At 60.6% G+C, this 12831-nt stretch carries 12 protein-coding genes; 5 read left to right on the forward strand and 7 right to left on the reverse strand.

Annotated features, from left to right (window positions below; translation table 11 throughout):
- Nucleotides 1-18: 18 nt before the first annotated feature.
- From FXO11_RS01815 to xdhA, 6 genes are all read right to left on the reverse strand, one after another.
- A complete protein-coding gene (locus FXO11_RS01815; protein ID WP_168203108.1) occupies nt 19-1755 on the reverse strand; it encodes a sensor domain-containing diguanylate cyclase in 1737 nt (578 codons plus the stop codon).
- 351 nt (nt 1756-2106) lie between these two features.
- A complete protein-coding gene (gene uraH, locus FXO11_RS01820) occupies nt 2107-2451 on the reverse strand; it encodes a hydroxyisourate hydrolase (protein WP_148861300.1) in 345 nt (114 codons plus the stop codon).
- Nucleotides 2448-2948 carry a 2-oxo-4-hydroxy-4-carboxy-5-ureidoimidazoline decarboxylase gene (gene uraD, locus FXO11_RS01825; protein ID WP_148861301.1) on the reverse strand — a complete coding sequence of 167 codons (501 nt, stop codon included), beginning with the start codon at nt 2946-2948 and terminating at the stop codon, nt 2448-2450. Before uraD ends, uraH begins: the two co-directional genes overlap by 4 nt.
- Nucleotide 2949: 1 nt before the next feature.
- Nucleotides 2950-3825 carry a xanthine dehydrogenase accessory protein XdhC gene (xdhC, locus tag FXO11_RS01830; protein ID WP_148861302.1) on the reverse strand — a complete coding sequence of 292 codons (876 nt, stop codon included), beginning with the start codon at nt 3823-3825 and terminating at the stop codon, nt 2950-2952.
- Nucleotides 3810-6185 carry a xanthine dehydrogenase molybdopterin binding subunit gene (gene xdhB / locus FXO11_RS01835; RefSeq protein ID WP_148861303.1) on the reverse strand — a complete coding sequence of 792 codons (2376 nt, stop codon included), beginning with the start codon at nt 6183-6185 and terminating at the stop codon, nt 3810-3812. Before xdhB ends, xdhC begins: the two co-directional genes overlap by 16 nt.
- Nucleotides 6178-7707, reverse strand: coding sequence for a xanthine dehydrogenase small subunit (xdhA, locus tag FXO11_RS01840; RefSeq protein WP_148861304.1), 1530 nt, complete (start codon nt 7705-7707; stop codon nt 6178-6180). Before xdhA ends, xdhB begins: the two co-directional genes overlap by 8 nt.
- Before the next feature lie 426 nt (nt 7708-8133).
- Here xdhA and FXO11_RS01845 point away from each other — a divergent pair, with 426 nt between their 5' ends.
- Genes FXO11_RS01845 through FXO11_RS01860 form a run of 4 tightly spaced genes read left to right on the forward strand, consistent with a single transcriptional unit; the run spans nt 8134 to nt 11328 of the window.
- The gene (locus tag FXO11_RS01845) at nt 8134-8826 is read left to right on the forward strand and encodes a TetR/AcrR family transcriptional regulator (RefSeq protein ID WP_148861305.1); all 693 of its coding nucleotides are present in this window, start codon (nt 8134-8136) and stop codon (nt 8824-8826) included.
- Complete coding sequence (puuE, locus tag FXO11_RS01850; protein ID WP_148861306.1) at nt 8823-9785, forward strand: allantoinase PuuE; 963 nt, start codon at nt 8823-8825, stop codon at nt 9783-9785. Before FXO11_RS01845 ends, puuE begins: the two co-directional genes overlap by 4 nt.
- Before the next feature lie 38 nt (nt 9786-9823).
- Entirely contained in the window at nt 9824-10840 is a 1017-nt protein-coding gene (gene alc, locus FXO11_RS01855) for an allantoicase (RefSeq protein WP_148861307.1), read from the forward strand.
- A complete protein-coding gene (locus FXO11_RS01860; RefSeq protein WP_148861308.1) occupies nt 10837-11328 on the forward strand; it encodes an ureidoglycolate lyase in 492 nt (163 codons plus the stop codon). The genes alc and FXO11_RS01860 overlap by 4 nt, the downstream gene beginning before the upstream one ends.
- 130 nt (nt 11329-11458) lie before the next feature.
- Here the strand turns inward: FXO11_RS01860 and FXO11_RS01865 are convergent, their stop codons facing one another.
- The gene (locus FXO11_RS01865; RefSeq protein ID WP_148861309.1) at nt 11459-12013 is read right to left on the reverse strand and encodes a carboxymuconolactone decarboxylase family protein; all 555 of its coding nucleotides are present in this window, start codon (nt 12011-12013) and stop codon (nt 11459-11461) included.
- A 170-nt stretch (nt 12014-12183) separates the two neighbouring features.
- Here FXO11_RS01865 and FXO11_RS01870 point away from each other — a divergent pair, with 170 nt between their 5' ends.
- The gene (locus FXO11_RS01870) at nt 12184-12810 is read left to right on the forward strand and encodes a TetR/AcrR family transcriptional regulator (protein ID WP_148861310.1); all 627 of its coding nucleotides are present in this window, start codon (nt 12184-12186) and stop codon (nt 12808-12810) included.
- Nucleotides 12811-12831: the final 21 nt, after the last annotated feature.

Here is a 12831-nt window from a genome sequence, read left to right on the forward strand (position 1 = left end):
TCCCAATCCGCCAAGGTTTTACACGTGCGCCGAAGGCTGCCTCGATTCGATCCGGTTGCGTCCGTTGTGCTTGGCCTTGTAGAGCATCTCGTCCGCCTGCTTGAGTAGCGCCTCGTGGGCATCGTGTTGTCCGGGAATGAGGCAGGCAAGTCCTATGCTCACCGTCATGCGGCCCTCGTTCTGAGAAGCAAACGGCACGACGTTGCTGCGAAAGCTTGCCTGAATGTCCTGGGCCACCGTGATAGCGCCTTGCATATCGGTGTTAGGCAGTAGGATCACAAATTCCTCGCCGCCATAGCGGGCCACGACGTCCGGCGGGCGCTTGACGTGTTGCTGGATAATCGCACTGGCGCGGATGAGGCATTCATCGCCGAAGGGGTGGCCGTAGTTGTCGTTGATCGCCTTGAAGTGATCGATGTCCAGCATGACGACGGCCAGAGCCGTGCGATCCCGATAGGCGCGTTTGTATTCGACGGTCAGGGCTTCATCGAAGTGGCGCCGGTTGTGCAGACCGGTCAGCGAATCCCTAACGCTCATCTCCTGTAATTTGACATTGGCCGCCTCAAGTTCCTCGGTTCGCTCGCGCACCTTTTGGTCCAGTTGCTCGTTGACCTGACGCTGGTGTTCGATCAGCGATTGCTGAGCCGCAGCAGTCTCACGTTGAGCCGCTTCCCTCATACGTCGTTCTATGGTCATACGGTTCGCCAGGGCGAAAGAGAGCAGCATGAGTTCCAAGCTGGTGCCCAGAATGCTCGCGTTCTCAGTAAACAGGTTCCGGGGCAGGATGCCCAGTTTATTCAGAGTCATAATGGCGCCGCCGATCAGCATGAAACTCCACGCGAGCACATAGTAGCGGGCTGAGTAATAGCCGTCTTTCCAGCGCAGCAGGCCGGTCACGAAGGAAACGGCAATGGAAAATAGCGTCAGCATCAGCGTAGCCATGACCATAATTCGGTATGGCAGCAAAAATGCGCCGATTGCGGTCAGAGCGGCCATTGCAGCAATGGCAAGAACCAGTTTCGAAACGACCGGTCGGGCTTTGGGTAAGTCCAGGAAGGTCCGCGTGAATAGACTGGGAAAGATAACTGCGCCACTTAGCGCCACCAGAATGCTGGCATCGTTCCACCATGTCGCTTCAGGCCAGAGAAATTTGAAAGTCACGCCATCGATGCCGGCGGCCAGCGTTACCATCGATAGGCAGTACATCACATAATAGAAAAAGCTGATCTCTCTGACCGATATAAAGATCAACAGGTTGTAAAGTGCCATGATCAGAATGGCGCCGTAGAACAGGCTCAGCAGCAAGACTTCGTTGTACTGGTCTGCGATGAAAGCCTTTTCGTCCCAAATTCTGATCGGGATCTGCATGGACGAACTGGTGTCCACACGCAGATAAACCGTGGTGGCGGTGTTTGCCGCGAGGTCCAGCGGGAAGACAAAGTTGGGATGATCGACGGGGCGCTCGGCGAAGGCTTTCTGGTCGCCCATCTGGAAATCCGCGACCCTCTCTCCTTCACGGAAGACGTAGGCCTCGACCCAATCCAGCACCGGATACCGGATTTCTACCAGTACGTCGCCGTCTTCCCGGCCTTGCAGGGTGAAGCGGATCCAGTAGACGGAATCCGTATAGCCGAAATTCAGCTCGGCAGCCGTCGAACGCTGCCATTGGCTGTCGGGTAGCCGGGTGACGGTGCCGACGGTGTATCGGTTATCCGGGTCTTCGAGAAACTGGGCCTGGGGACCGATACTTATCATGCCGTCCGCAGGAGCGAATACGACAGGCTCCGCGCGAAGCGGGCTGATAGCGAAAAGCGCGAACAACAGGGCCAATGCGGCTAGTTGGACGGTGGCGATTACCCGGCAAGCTGGGAAAACGGGTAAGCGGAGAGTCATCATGATTTAAAGCAAGGTCCTGCATTCTTGTTTTCACGCTAGTGTAGTGTGTTCGATGCATCCTCGCGATTTCGTTGTGTAGCTATTTGCAGGGTATTTGTCATGCTTTATTAAAAGGCGATCCCATCTGGCCTTGAAATACAAAACACCCGATGCGGTGCACCGGGCGTTCCAATAGAAATAGGTGTAAACCTATTTCAGGACTAGACACGGTTAACTCCCCCGATAAGTAGAATAGCCCCACTGACTCAGTAGCAACGGAACGTGATAGTGGTCCTGGTCGGCGCTCACCGAAAAATCGATGGTCACCTGGGGGTAGAAACAGGCTTTGCCCTGGGCCTCAAAGTAGGCGCCGGTGGCGAATGTCAGCCGATACAGGCCCGAGGCCACGGGGCCTTCGAACCACTGGCCAACGCGGCCGTCGTCGTCGGTTTCGCCCTGGGCAATGGCGGCCCAGGTGTTGCCTTCCTGGCTTTCCAAAGTGACGGCAACGCCTGCGGCAGGGCGCCCGCTGCCCAGATCGAGAATATGCGTCGTAATAGGGGAGCGTGCGGTCATACCAGTTTGTCCAGTCTCAAGTGAGTGATCGTCGCCTGCTCGCGGCTGGCGTTGACGATTTCATCGGCCCGGGTGTTCTCGAGGCGTTCTTCCAGGCGTAGCAGCATCTCGTCCGCCGACTTGCCGGTGGCACAGATGATGAAAACGAAGCCGAACTTTTCGAGGTAGGCCTCGTTGCCATACGCCAGGCGCTGAAGGATTTCGTCGCTGCCGAGGGCTGCGTAAGACTGCTCATCGCTGGCCAAGTCGCGGGTATTGGCGAACTTATCCTTGAGGCTGGAGATGTCACCGATTTTCGGGTGAGCCTCGAAGGCCTCCAGCCAGTCCTCGGTGGTCAAATCCGGCCAGTGCTTATCGGCTTTCTCGTGAAGATCTTCTGCGCTATGGAATGGCCGGCTGGCCACCATGGCCCGCACCCAGCGCTCGGCGGCGCAGCAGGTGCGTAGGACCTCGGTGGCCTCCGCGTCGTTTAACTGGTTGAGTCTTTCCAAGGCCATTTTAGTCCTCCGTTTTCGAGGCGGCCGGCGCTTCCGCGCCGTCCTCGTGCACCAGGTTCTTCAGGTTGGACCAGGATAGTCCGCGCCGCATGGGTTTTTCCGTTGATACACTGGCCAGGCTGAGCAGCTCGGCGGAGATCGACACCGCCACTTCCATGGGCCGCTTACCGGGTATGTCGGAGCGTCCCACCGGGCAACGAATGTGTCCGATCACGTCCTCCGTAAAGCCGCGATGGCCTAGCCGCTGGCGGAATCGCTCGGCCTTGGTGTCCGAACCGATCAGACCGATGGAAGCGGCGTTGCCCGCTTCCAGGAGGGTCCGGCACAGGTCGAAGTCCAGTTGATGGTTGTGGGTGAGTATCACCACATGGGCACCGTCGCAAAGTTTTGCGGCATCGCCCACCGGATCGTCCGTGTGATGGCGGAGCACATTGGCGGGCATCTCGGCCGGGAAGCTGTCTGCCCGGCTGTCCACCCAGGTAATCTGCCAGGGCAGCTCGCCCATGATGGTGATCAGCGACTTGGCGACGTGGCCGGCACCGAAGACTACCAGGCGACCGTCACCGCCGGCGTAGCCTTCCATCATGACGGCAACACTGCCCCCACAGCATTGGCCCAGGCTGGCGCCCAGGGGGAAGTGGCCCATTTCGTAAGTGTAGTCGCGGGCGGCCAGGCGTTCCCGGGCGCGGGCGATGATGCGGTATTCCAGGTGACCGCCGCCGATGGTGTCGTGACTATGCTCGCCGGTGACGACCATCTTGCTGGCGGGCTCCCGCGGGACCGAACCGGTCACACCCAGCACGGTCACCAGCACATAGGGCTCGCCGCGCTGCTCGCAATCGGCCACGGCTTCATACCAGGTCATGCGCTTTTGCATGCGTCACCTCCCGTCTTACCGGCCTTCGCCGCCCATTCGCGGGTAGCGGTGACGGCGCCAAGCACCCGTTCGGGCGTCGCTGGCGTATCCAGCGGCGGGCTGTAGGCATAATCCGCCAGGCTGGCCACTGCATCACGCAGCGCACTCCACACCGAGATGCCGAGCATCAGCGGCGGCTCGCCCACGGCCTTGGAGCGGAACACCGTGGCTTCCCGGTTGGGGCTATGGGCCAGCAGCGACACACGAAAATCCGGTGGTGCGTCGGATACGGCAGGGATCTTGTAAGTGGCCGGGCCGGTAGTCATCAACTGACCCTGGTCGCTGTACACCAGCTCCTCCATTGTCAGCCAACCCATGCCCTGGATGAAACCGCCCTCGATCTGGCCGATATCGATGGCCGGATTCAGGGACTGACCCACGTCATGCAGGATGTCGGTGCGCATCACACGGTATTCACCGGTGAGCGTGTCCACTACGACTTCCGAGCAGGCGGCGCCGTTGGCGTAGTAGAGGAACGGCCGACCGTTGCCATTCTCATGATCGTAGTAGATCTTGGGTGTCGCGTAAAAGCCGGTGGACGACAGGGAAACGCGGCTCATGTAGGCCTGCTGGACGAACTCCGCCCAGTCGAAGGTCTGGCCACCTACACGCACCTGGTTATTGGCGAACTCCACGTCACCGGCGTTCACGCCATAGGTGGTTACGGCGAAATCCACCAGCCGCTGCTTGATTTTTTCGCAGGCATCCAGCGCCGCCATGCCGTTCAGGTCCGTGCCGGACGAGGCTGCGGTGGGTGAGGTGTTGGGCACCTTGTCGGTCCGGGTGGCGGACACCTTGATGCGATCCAGATCCACCTGAAAAGCTGCCGCCACGACCTGGGCGACCTTGATGTATAGCCCCTGGCCCATTTCCGTGCCGCCGTGGTTCAGATGAATGCTACCGTCGGTGTATACATGCACCAGCGCGCCGGCCTGGTTCAGGTGTTTGGCGGTGAAGGAAATGCCGAATTTCACCGGCGTCAGCGCCAGGCCGCGCTTCACCACCGGGCTTTTCCGGTTGTACTCGGCAATCTCCTCGCGCCGCTGACGATAGTCGGACGTGGCCTCGAGCTGCTCGATCAGCTCCGGTAGCACGTGCTGCTCGACGGTCTGGCCGTAGTGGGTCGTATCCCGGCCCGGGCCGTAGACATTGCGCTTACGGACGTCCAGCGGGTCCAGGCCCAGATGGCGGGCAATATCGTCCATGGCCCGTTCGATGATCATCATGCCCTGGGGGCCGCCAAAGCCGCGGAAAGCGGTATTGGATACCGTATGGGTCTTGCACCGATGGCCGACAACCCGGGCCTGATTCAGATAGTAGGCGTTGTCCGAGTGGAACATGGCGCGGTCGACAATGGCGTCGGACAGGTCCGGCGAGAAACCGCAGCGGCCGGCGACCATGATATCGGCGCCCTTGAGAGTGCCGTCATCGTCGAAGCCGATGTCGTAGGTGTTGTAGAAGTCGTGGCGCTTGCCGGTGCCGACCATGTCGTCGGGACGCGCCATACGGTACTTGACCGGGTATCCAGTGGCGCGGGCCAGCAGCGCGGAAATACAGGCCAGTGGCGCGGCTTGGGTTTCCTTACCGCCAAAACCGCCGCCCATCCGACGCACTTCCACCTGCACCTCGTGAATTTGCAGGCCAAGTACTTCCGCGACGAGTTTCTGAACTTCGGACGGGTGCTGGCTGGAGGTGTGGACAAATACCCCGGCGTCTTCCGTCGGTTCGACCAAACATACCTGGCCTTCCAGATAGAAATGCTCTTGGCCGCCCACATGCATCTCGGCTTGCAACCGGTGCGGGGCCTCGGCCAGGGCCTTGTCCGGTTCGCCGCGCAACTGCGTATGGGATGGGCGCACGAACAACTGTTTTTCCAGAGCGGCTTCGGCGGTGAAAACGCCTTCCAGCGGCTCGTAGTCGACCCGTGCCAGCTTGGCGGCCTGGCGGGCGGCACGCAGGGAAGTGGCCGCGACGGCGAAAATCGGCTGACCCACGTATTCCACCAGCTCGCCGGCCAGTACCGGGTCGCCGGGGAAGACCGGGCCGATATCGGTGTGGCCGGGTACATCGTCCACGGTGATCACCGCAACGACGCCGGGGAAATCCCGGACCGCGCTCAGGTCCATGGACTTGATGCGGGCATGAGCGACCGTGCTTTGGCCGACCGCCGCATGCAGCAGACCTTCCGATTCGATCAGATCGTCGATATAGCGGGCCTGACCGCTGACGTGTTTCCAGGCGCTGTCATGGGCAATGCCCAGGCCTGCCGTGCCACGTACGGTGGCGGGCGGTTTGAGCGGATTGTCGGGGAGTTTACGCATAGTCGGTCACCGTAAGCGGATAAGTGGACGGGGTCGGCGTTGCGGTGGCGGTTTCCAGCAGGGCGCGTTGCAGCAGATTGCCTGCGACTTGCAGACGATAGCTGGCGGATGCCCGCACATCGGAGAGGGGCTGGAAATCCTGGCTCAGGGCTGCGACGGCGGCCTCGATTGTAGCCTGATTCCATGGCTGGCCACGCAGGGCCTTCTCGGTAGCTGCGGCGCGTTTGGGGATAGCGGCCATGCCACCGAAAGCCAGGCGGCAATCCTCGACCTGGCCGTCGTTGAGTTTGATCCAGAAGGCGCCCAGGACGGCAGAGATGTCATCGTCCAGACGTTTGGAAATTTTGTACAGCAACAGGTGCTCGTCCGATTGCGGCAGCGGTACACGCACGCCGCGAACGAATTCGTGAGGAGCCAGCGCCGTCTGTTTGTAGTTCAGGAAGAAGTCTTCCAGCGGCAACGTGCGCACGCCGTCGACGCTATCCAGCTCGACTTCGGCGCCGAGCGCGATCAGCGCCGGCGGCATGTCCCCGATGGGAGAAGCGTTGCCGATATTGCCACCCAGAGTGCCGCGGTTGCGGATCTGCAAGGAACCCAGACGGTCCAGCATGGGTCTGAAATGCGGCCAGTACTCGGGCAACAGAGCGTTGAGCTGACGGTAGGTCATGCCTGCGCCGAGATACAGTTCGCCGTCGCCGGTTTCATGGTGTTGTAACTCCGTCACCCGGTCGAGCTGGATCAAGTGCTCCAGGTCTTTCAGTTGCTGGGTGATCTCCAGTACCAGATCGGTGCCGCCAGCAATCAAACGGGCCTCGGGGAAGTCGGCTTTGAGCGTGCGCAATTCCTCCAGGGTGGAGGGGGCATCGCTGCGCCGGGTCTGGTCATTCAGACCGGCGGCCTGTTCATTGATCGTCTTGAGTGCAGTCAGCATCTCCGGATGCTGCAACCACTCCGGGCCCGCCCGGTGGCTTTGCGGGCCGGACAGCGGCGCACCGGCGTCGCTCGGGGACCAGCTCTCGACACAGGCCTGGCGGCCAGCCTCGACGATGGGCCGGTAGCCGGTGCAGCGGCATAGGTTGCCCGCCAGAGCTTCGAGAATTTCGTGGTCACTGGGTGGTTTCTTGAGCCGTTCCGGATCACCGTAGCGCTCGGTGTGGAGGGTAAATAGCGACATGATAAAGCCAGGCGTGCAGAAGCCGCATTGGGCGCCATGGCACTCGATCATCGCTTTCTGGACCGGATGGACAGGCGCCTCTTCCTTCAGGGCGTCCACCGTAACCAAATGTTTGCCGTGCAGGCTGCCGATCAGGGCGATACAGCCGTTGACGCTTTCGTAGCGCAGGCGTGTCTCATCGTCGTCCAGCACGCCGATACTCACTGTGCAGGCCCCGCAATCGCCGGACGCACACCCTTCCTTGGTGCCGGTAAGGCGTTTTTTAGTGCGCAACCATTCTAGGATGCTCAGGTTCGGGTCGATTTGCTCCAGCGCCTGGGGGCTGCCGTTTAGAAAGAACTCGATCACAGGTCTCACCACAGTTGTTGTTGTGTTTCCGGTCCAAATGACGCCGACGCTCCCGTGGTCTCGATAGAACGCCGTTGACGGACGGGCCAGGGTAATCGGGTTGATAAAGCCTTTGTCTCTCACGTGACTCGTTGCCGTCAAGATTCTTTTACAATTTTCTGACCAGTTAGTCCAGTTTTTGGTTGGGTTAGTAATGTAACGTATTTAACTAACAGTCGCGCATATTATAATAATTGATTATTTGGTCAGCTTATTTCGAGTCAGTCGGCCTGTGCGGCGGGTATGAGCCAGGCGGCGCGGCGGGAATATCCGCGACGGAGATCCAAGGTCGCGTTCAGCCTTATGATCGAATGGCGTTCTGCCTTTGATCAGGTCAGGGTGTTCGGCTACTGTTGACGTTTGCCAACCATAGAATCGTCGGAAACCATGACCCTTCAGTCAGAAATCAAGATAAGTCGGACAGCGGAAGCGCCCGCCAAAGGCCGGGCACGCCGATACCGCCCGGGCCGGATTCGCGCGCGCAACCGGGAGCGTATCGTCGCCGCCGCCGAGCAGGAGTTTGCCCAGCACGGGTTTCGTGGCGCGACGATCCAGAACATTGCCGAGCGCGCGGAGCTGCCCAAGTCCAACGTGCTGTACTACTTCAGCAACAAGAAGCGCATCTATCACGCGCTGCTGGACGAGATCATGGTGCGCTGGAATGCCGTGTTCTCCGAGATCAAGCCCGAAGACGACCCGGCTCAGGCGCTGGAGGCGTTCATCCGCACCAAGGTAGAGTTATCCCGCCGCTACCCGGTGGCTTCACGGCTGTTCGCCCAGGAAGTGATTCAGGGCGCGCCTTTTCTCAAGGATCACCTGCGCACCGACATGCGTGAATGGGTGCGGGACCGGGCCGGCGTGATCCAGCATTGGGTCGATGAAGGCCGCATGGCACAGGTTGATCCCGTCAAGCTGATTTTCCTGATCTGGTCCTCGACGCAGCATTATGCGGACTTCGAGACCCAAATTTTGATGGTCGAGAACAAGGCGGAATACGAACAGCGCGATTTCGATCACGCGGCGGATTTCCTCTCCGGGGTGATCTTGCGCGGCTGTGGATTGGAGCCCAGCAAACCATGACTATCGGTAACGACTATTCTGGTAACGACTATTCTGGTAACGACTATCCTCGCGATCTGATCGGCTACGGCGCATCGGCACCCCAGGCCAACTGGCCGGGCAAGGCGCGCATTGCCGTTCAGTTCGTGCTGAACTACGAGGAGGGGGCCGAGAACAATGTTCTGCACGGGGACAGCCACTCCGAGATTTTCCTGTCCGAGATTGCCGGCGCCGAGCCCTATCCCGACCGGCACATGAGCATTGAGTCGATCTACGAATACGGCTCCCGCGCAGGGGTCTGGCGCGTGCTGCGGGAATTCCGCAAGCGGGAGCTGCCGCTGACCGTCTTCGGCGTCGCCATGGCGCTGCAGCGTAATCCGGAGGTGACCCAGGCCTTTCTGGAAGATCGGCACGAAATCGCCTGTCACGGTCTGCGCTGGATTCATTACCAGGCCATGGACGAAGCCCGCGAACGCGAGCACATGGAAAAGGCCATCGCCATCCAGACCGAATTGACCGGCAGCCGTCCGCTGGGCTGGTACACCGGCCGCGACAGCCCCAACACCCGCCGGCTGGTGGTGGAAACCGGGGGCTTCGAGTACGACAGTGACTACTACGGCGACGACCTGCCGTTCTGGAGCACCGTGGAAACCCGCGACGGCGAGCGCAAGCCCCATCTGGTGGTGCCCTACACCCTGGATACCAACGATATGCGCTTCGCCAGCAGTCAGGGCTTCAATTCCGGCGAGCAGTTCTTCCAGTACCTGAAGGATGCCTTCGACGTGCTTTACGAGGAGGGTGCCGAGACGCCCAAGATGCTGTCCATCGGACTGCACGGCCGGCTGGTTGGGCGTCCGGGACGTTTCCGGGCGTTGCAGCGGTTCCTCGACTATATCGAACAGCATGACCGGGTTTGGGTGTGCCGCAGGCTGGATATCGCACGCCACTGGAAAGCAGAACATCCGTATAAATCCGGCTGAGCCCGAGAGGGGTTAGTCAACCAGAGGGCCAAACCAACATGAGTGATGTCCAAGTCGCCCCACCGGTCGAAGGGCCGGCCTTCACCCGCGACTACCTCAACCTGGCGGATGGCAGCCTGGGCGCTGAAGTCACCTGGGTGACCGACGAGTTCTTTGCGCCCCGGGCACGAATGCTCGACCCGGAGCCGGCGCGCTTCTACCCCGACAAGTACGATGACCACGGCAAGTGGATGGACGGCTGGGAAACCCACCGCCGCCGGGATACCGGCCACGACTGGTGTATCCTGCGTCTGGCCATGCCCGGTGTGCTGCACGGGGTGGATTTCGATACCAGTTTCTTCACCGGCAACTTTGCCCCGGCCGCCTCGCTGGAGGCCTGCTGGTCGCCCGACGGCGACCCGGACAACGACGCCGAGTGGCAGGAAATCCTGCCCGCGGTGTCCCTCTCCGGCAACACCCATCGCTTCGAGGCGCTGGCCGCCTCCGGCCCCTGGACTCACCTTCGTCTGCATATCTGGCCGGACGGCGGCATGGCCCGCCTGCGAGTTTACGGCCAGCCGTTCCGCGATTGGGATAGCCCTGACCTCAATGAGCGTCTGGATCTGGCTGCGCTGGCTAACGGTGGCGACCAGGTGGCCTGGAGCGACGCGCACTATGGCGAGCCGCGCAAGCTGCTGCGCCCAGGCCGTGGCTTCAATATGGGCGATGGCTGGGAAACCCGCCGGCGCCGTGAACCGGGTAATGAATGGTGCATCCTGCGCCTGGGACACAAAGGCGTGGTGGACGAGATCGAAATCGACACCGCCCACTTCAAGGGTAATTTCCCGGCGCGCTTTTCCATCCAGGCGGCCTGCGTGGAGAAAGGCACGACCCAGTCCGTCATTACCCAGAGCATGTTCTGGAAGACGCTGATCGACGAGCAGCCGCTGACGGCCGATGCGATCCACACCTTTACTGAGCTGAACGACCTTGGTGGGATCACCCATATCCGGCTCAACAGCATCCCCGACGGCGGGATCAGCCGGGTTCGCCTGCGGGGTACACCGGTCAAATGAGTACGCCCCGGATTATCGAAAGCCAGCCGCTAACCCGCGAGGCCTTTGCACCGTTCGGCGATGTGATCTGCACCGAGGGCGCGGCCTCTTTCCCCATAAATGCCGGCCGCACAGAGCGCTTTCATGCGCTGGCAGCAGTGGAAACGCTGGGTCAGGGTGCGGATGCGATCATCTCCATCTTCCGCGGGCAGCCGCTGGAACCGTTGATCGTCGAGTTGATGGAGCGGCATCCCCAGGGTAGTCAGGCGTTTATGCCGTTAGGAGAGGTGGCGTACTGGGTGGTGGTCGCGCCCGCTGGGGCGTTCGATCCCGCGCTCATTCAGGTCTTTCGGGCCGGCCCGGGCCAGGGCGTGAACTACCACGCCGGCACCTGGCATGCGCCGTTGCTGCCCATTGGCCGTGACGCGGATTTCCTGGTGGTAGACCGTCGTGGCCCCGGTGACAACTGCGACACCGTTAACCTCGATCCCCCGGTTCAGCTGGCGTGATTTTACTAGGGGGCTGATCTGCGAATTAGCCCTAAAGTCGCGGTCGGGTGCGATCTTCGAGTACCGGGCGGCGAGACAGCTTAACGCACTTCACAGGCAGGGCCGCCGTGAGGCGGCCTAACCCCTTGTCTTAGCCGTTCTTCTTCCAGGCAAACGGTTTGGCCGCATCGTCTAGCGGCGTATCCGCGATGTGGTTGATGTAATTACTCAACACTTTCTGCGATAGACCAAGAATCACCTCCAGCACGTGCCGCTTTTCGTAGCCGGCGTCGAAGAACGCGGACAGATCCTCGTCGTTCACATTCCCGCGCTTGCGTACCACCGCAAGGGTAAAGGTGCGCAGGGCTTCGAGCTTGCTGTCCGGCAGCGCCGTCTCGTCGCGAAGTGCGTTGCTAATGTCGTCCGATACGTTCATTTTTTTGGCGATACCGGTGTGCGCCGGAACGCAGTAGTGGCAGGCATGCTCAACGTTGATCGTCTGCCAGATCACCGTCTTCTCGTCGTTATCGAAGCTGGTCTCAAGGAATAACTGGTGCAGCTGCTGGTAGCCGTCCAACACGCCCGGCGCCTCGGCCATAATGGCATGCAGGCCGGGAATCCTGCCAAATCCTTTCTCGGACTTCTCCAGAAGCGACTTTGAAGCTTCCGGTGCGGATTGCTTGTCGTGCATCTTGAAGTCAGTCATGCAGTGCTCCCTTATCGTTGCAATTTGAAGATCGTAAAGCTCAAAGTGCAGTGTCGTTTGGTTGAGTGATCGCTCAACTATGAGTTGAATCTATCTGTTATTGAGCGATCATTCAAGTTAAAATTGAGCGAACGATCAATAATGGTTTCCTATATAGCTGGAGGTCGCTTATGCCCCGTAAAGCTCGCTACAGTCGAGAAGAGGCTCTGGATAGGGCTGTGATCCTGTTCTGGTCGCGGGGCTACCACGCGTCTTCGCTGAAGGACATCGAGCAGGCACTGGATATGCGCCCAGGGAGTCTATATGCCACTTTCGGGTCCAAACAGGGGTTGTTCATCGAAGCCCTTGAGGTTTATTCCCGGCGGATGAGCGACGACCTTGAGACGGCGATGACCGGCGCCAGCGGCCCACTGGATGGTCTATGCCGCTACCTGAAAAACCTTGCCAGCGCGTGTATCGACATGGATAGCCACGGCATGGCTGCGCCCGCCTGCATGATCGTCAAGACATTGCTGGAGTCGACCGGGCAGGACACAGAACTCTCCGTGGTGGCGAACCGGCTGCTGGATAACGTGGAAAACCGGCTGGCCCGGCTACTGGAAGACGCCCGCGATGCGGGAGAACTGCGGCCAGAGACTAACTGCGTCCGGCTGGCTCGTTTGCTTCAAGCCCAGATGATGGGGATGCGGGTCTTCGCACAGCGCCAGGTGGACGCCGATAAGGTTGCCGACTTGGCCGACGACGTGGTGGCGATGCTCGACGCCTATCGCGCGGGCGAGGTATCGGCGATACGGTAGGTTGGAGGTCGGGGGATCTGG

Source organism: Marinobacter fonticola, assembly GCF_008122265.1.
Lineage (GTDB): Bacteria > Pseudomonadota > Gammaproteobacteria > Pseudomonadales > Oleiphilaceae > Marinobacter_A > Marinobacter_A fonticola.

Bases quoted from the DNA above. Each gene is read 5' to 3' on its own strand.
- alc (WP_148861307.1), top strand. From the start codon at position 9,824: ATGAGTGATGTCCAAGTCGCCCCACCGGTCGAAGGGCCGGCCTTCACC.
- FXO11_RS01860 (WP_148861308.1), top strand. From the start codon at position 10,837: ATGAGTACGCCCCGGATTATCGAAAGCCAGCCGCTAACCCGCGAGGCC.
- FXO11_RS01815 (WP_168203108.1), bottom strand. From the start codon at position 1,755: ATGATAAGTATCGGTCCCCAGGCCCAGTTTCTCGAAGACCCGGATAAC.
- xdhC (WP_148861302.1), bottom strand. From the start codon at position 3,825: ATGCAAAAGCGCATGACCTGGTATGAAGCCGTGGCCGATTGCGAGCAG.
- FXO11_RS01865 (WP_148861309.1), bottom strand. From the start codon at position 12,013: ATGACTGACTTCAAGATGCACGACAAGCAATCCGCACCGGAAGCTTCA.
- uraH (WP_148861300.1), bottom strand. From the start codon at position 2,451: ATGACCGCACGCTCCCCTATTACGACGCATATTCTCGATCTGGGCAGC.
- FXO11_RS01870 (WP_148861310.1), top strand. From the start codon at position 12,184: ATGCCCCGTAAAGCTCGCTACAGTCGAGAAGAGGCTCTGGATAGGGCT.
- FXO11_RS01845 (WP_148861305.1), top strand. From the start codon at position 8,134: ATGACCCTTCAGTCAGAAATCAAGATAAGTCGGACAGCGGAAGCGCCC.
- puuE (WP_148861306.1), top strand. From the start codon at position 8,823: ATGACTATCGGTAACGACTATTCTGGTAACGACTATTCTGGTAACGAC.
- uraD (WP_148861301.1), bottom strand. From the start codon at position 2,948: ATGGCCTTGGAAAGACTCAACCAGTTAAACGACGCGGAGGCCACCGAG.
- xdhB (WP_148861303.1), bottom strand. From the start codon at position 6,185: ATGCGTAAACTCCCCGACAATCCGCTCAAACCGCCCGCCACCGTACGT.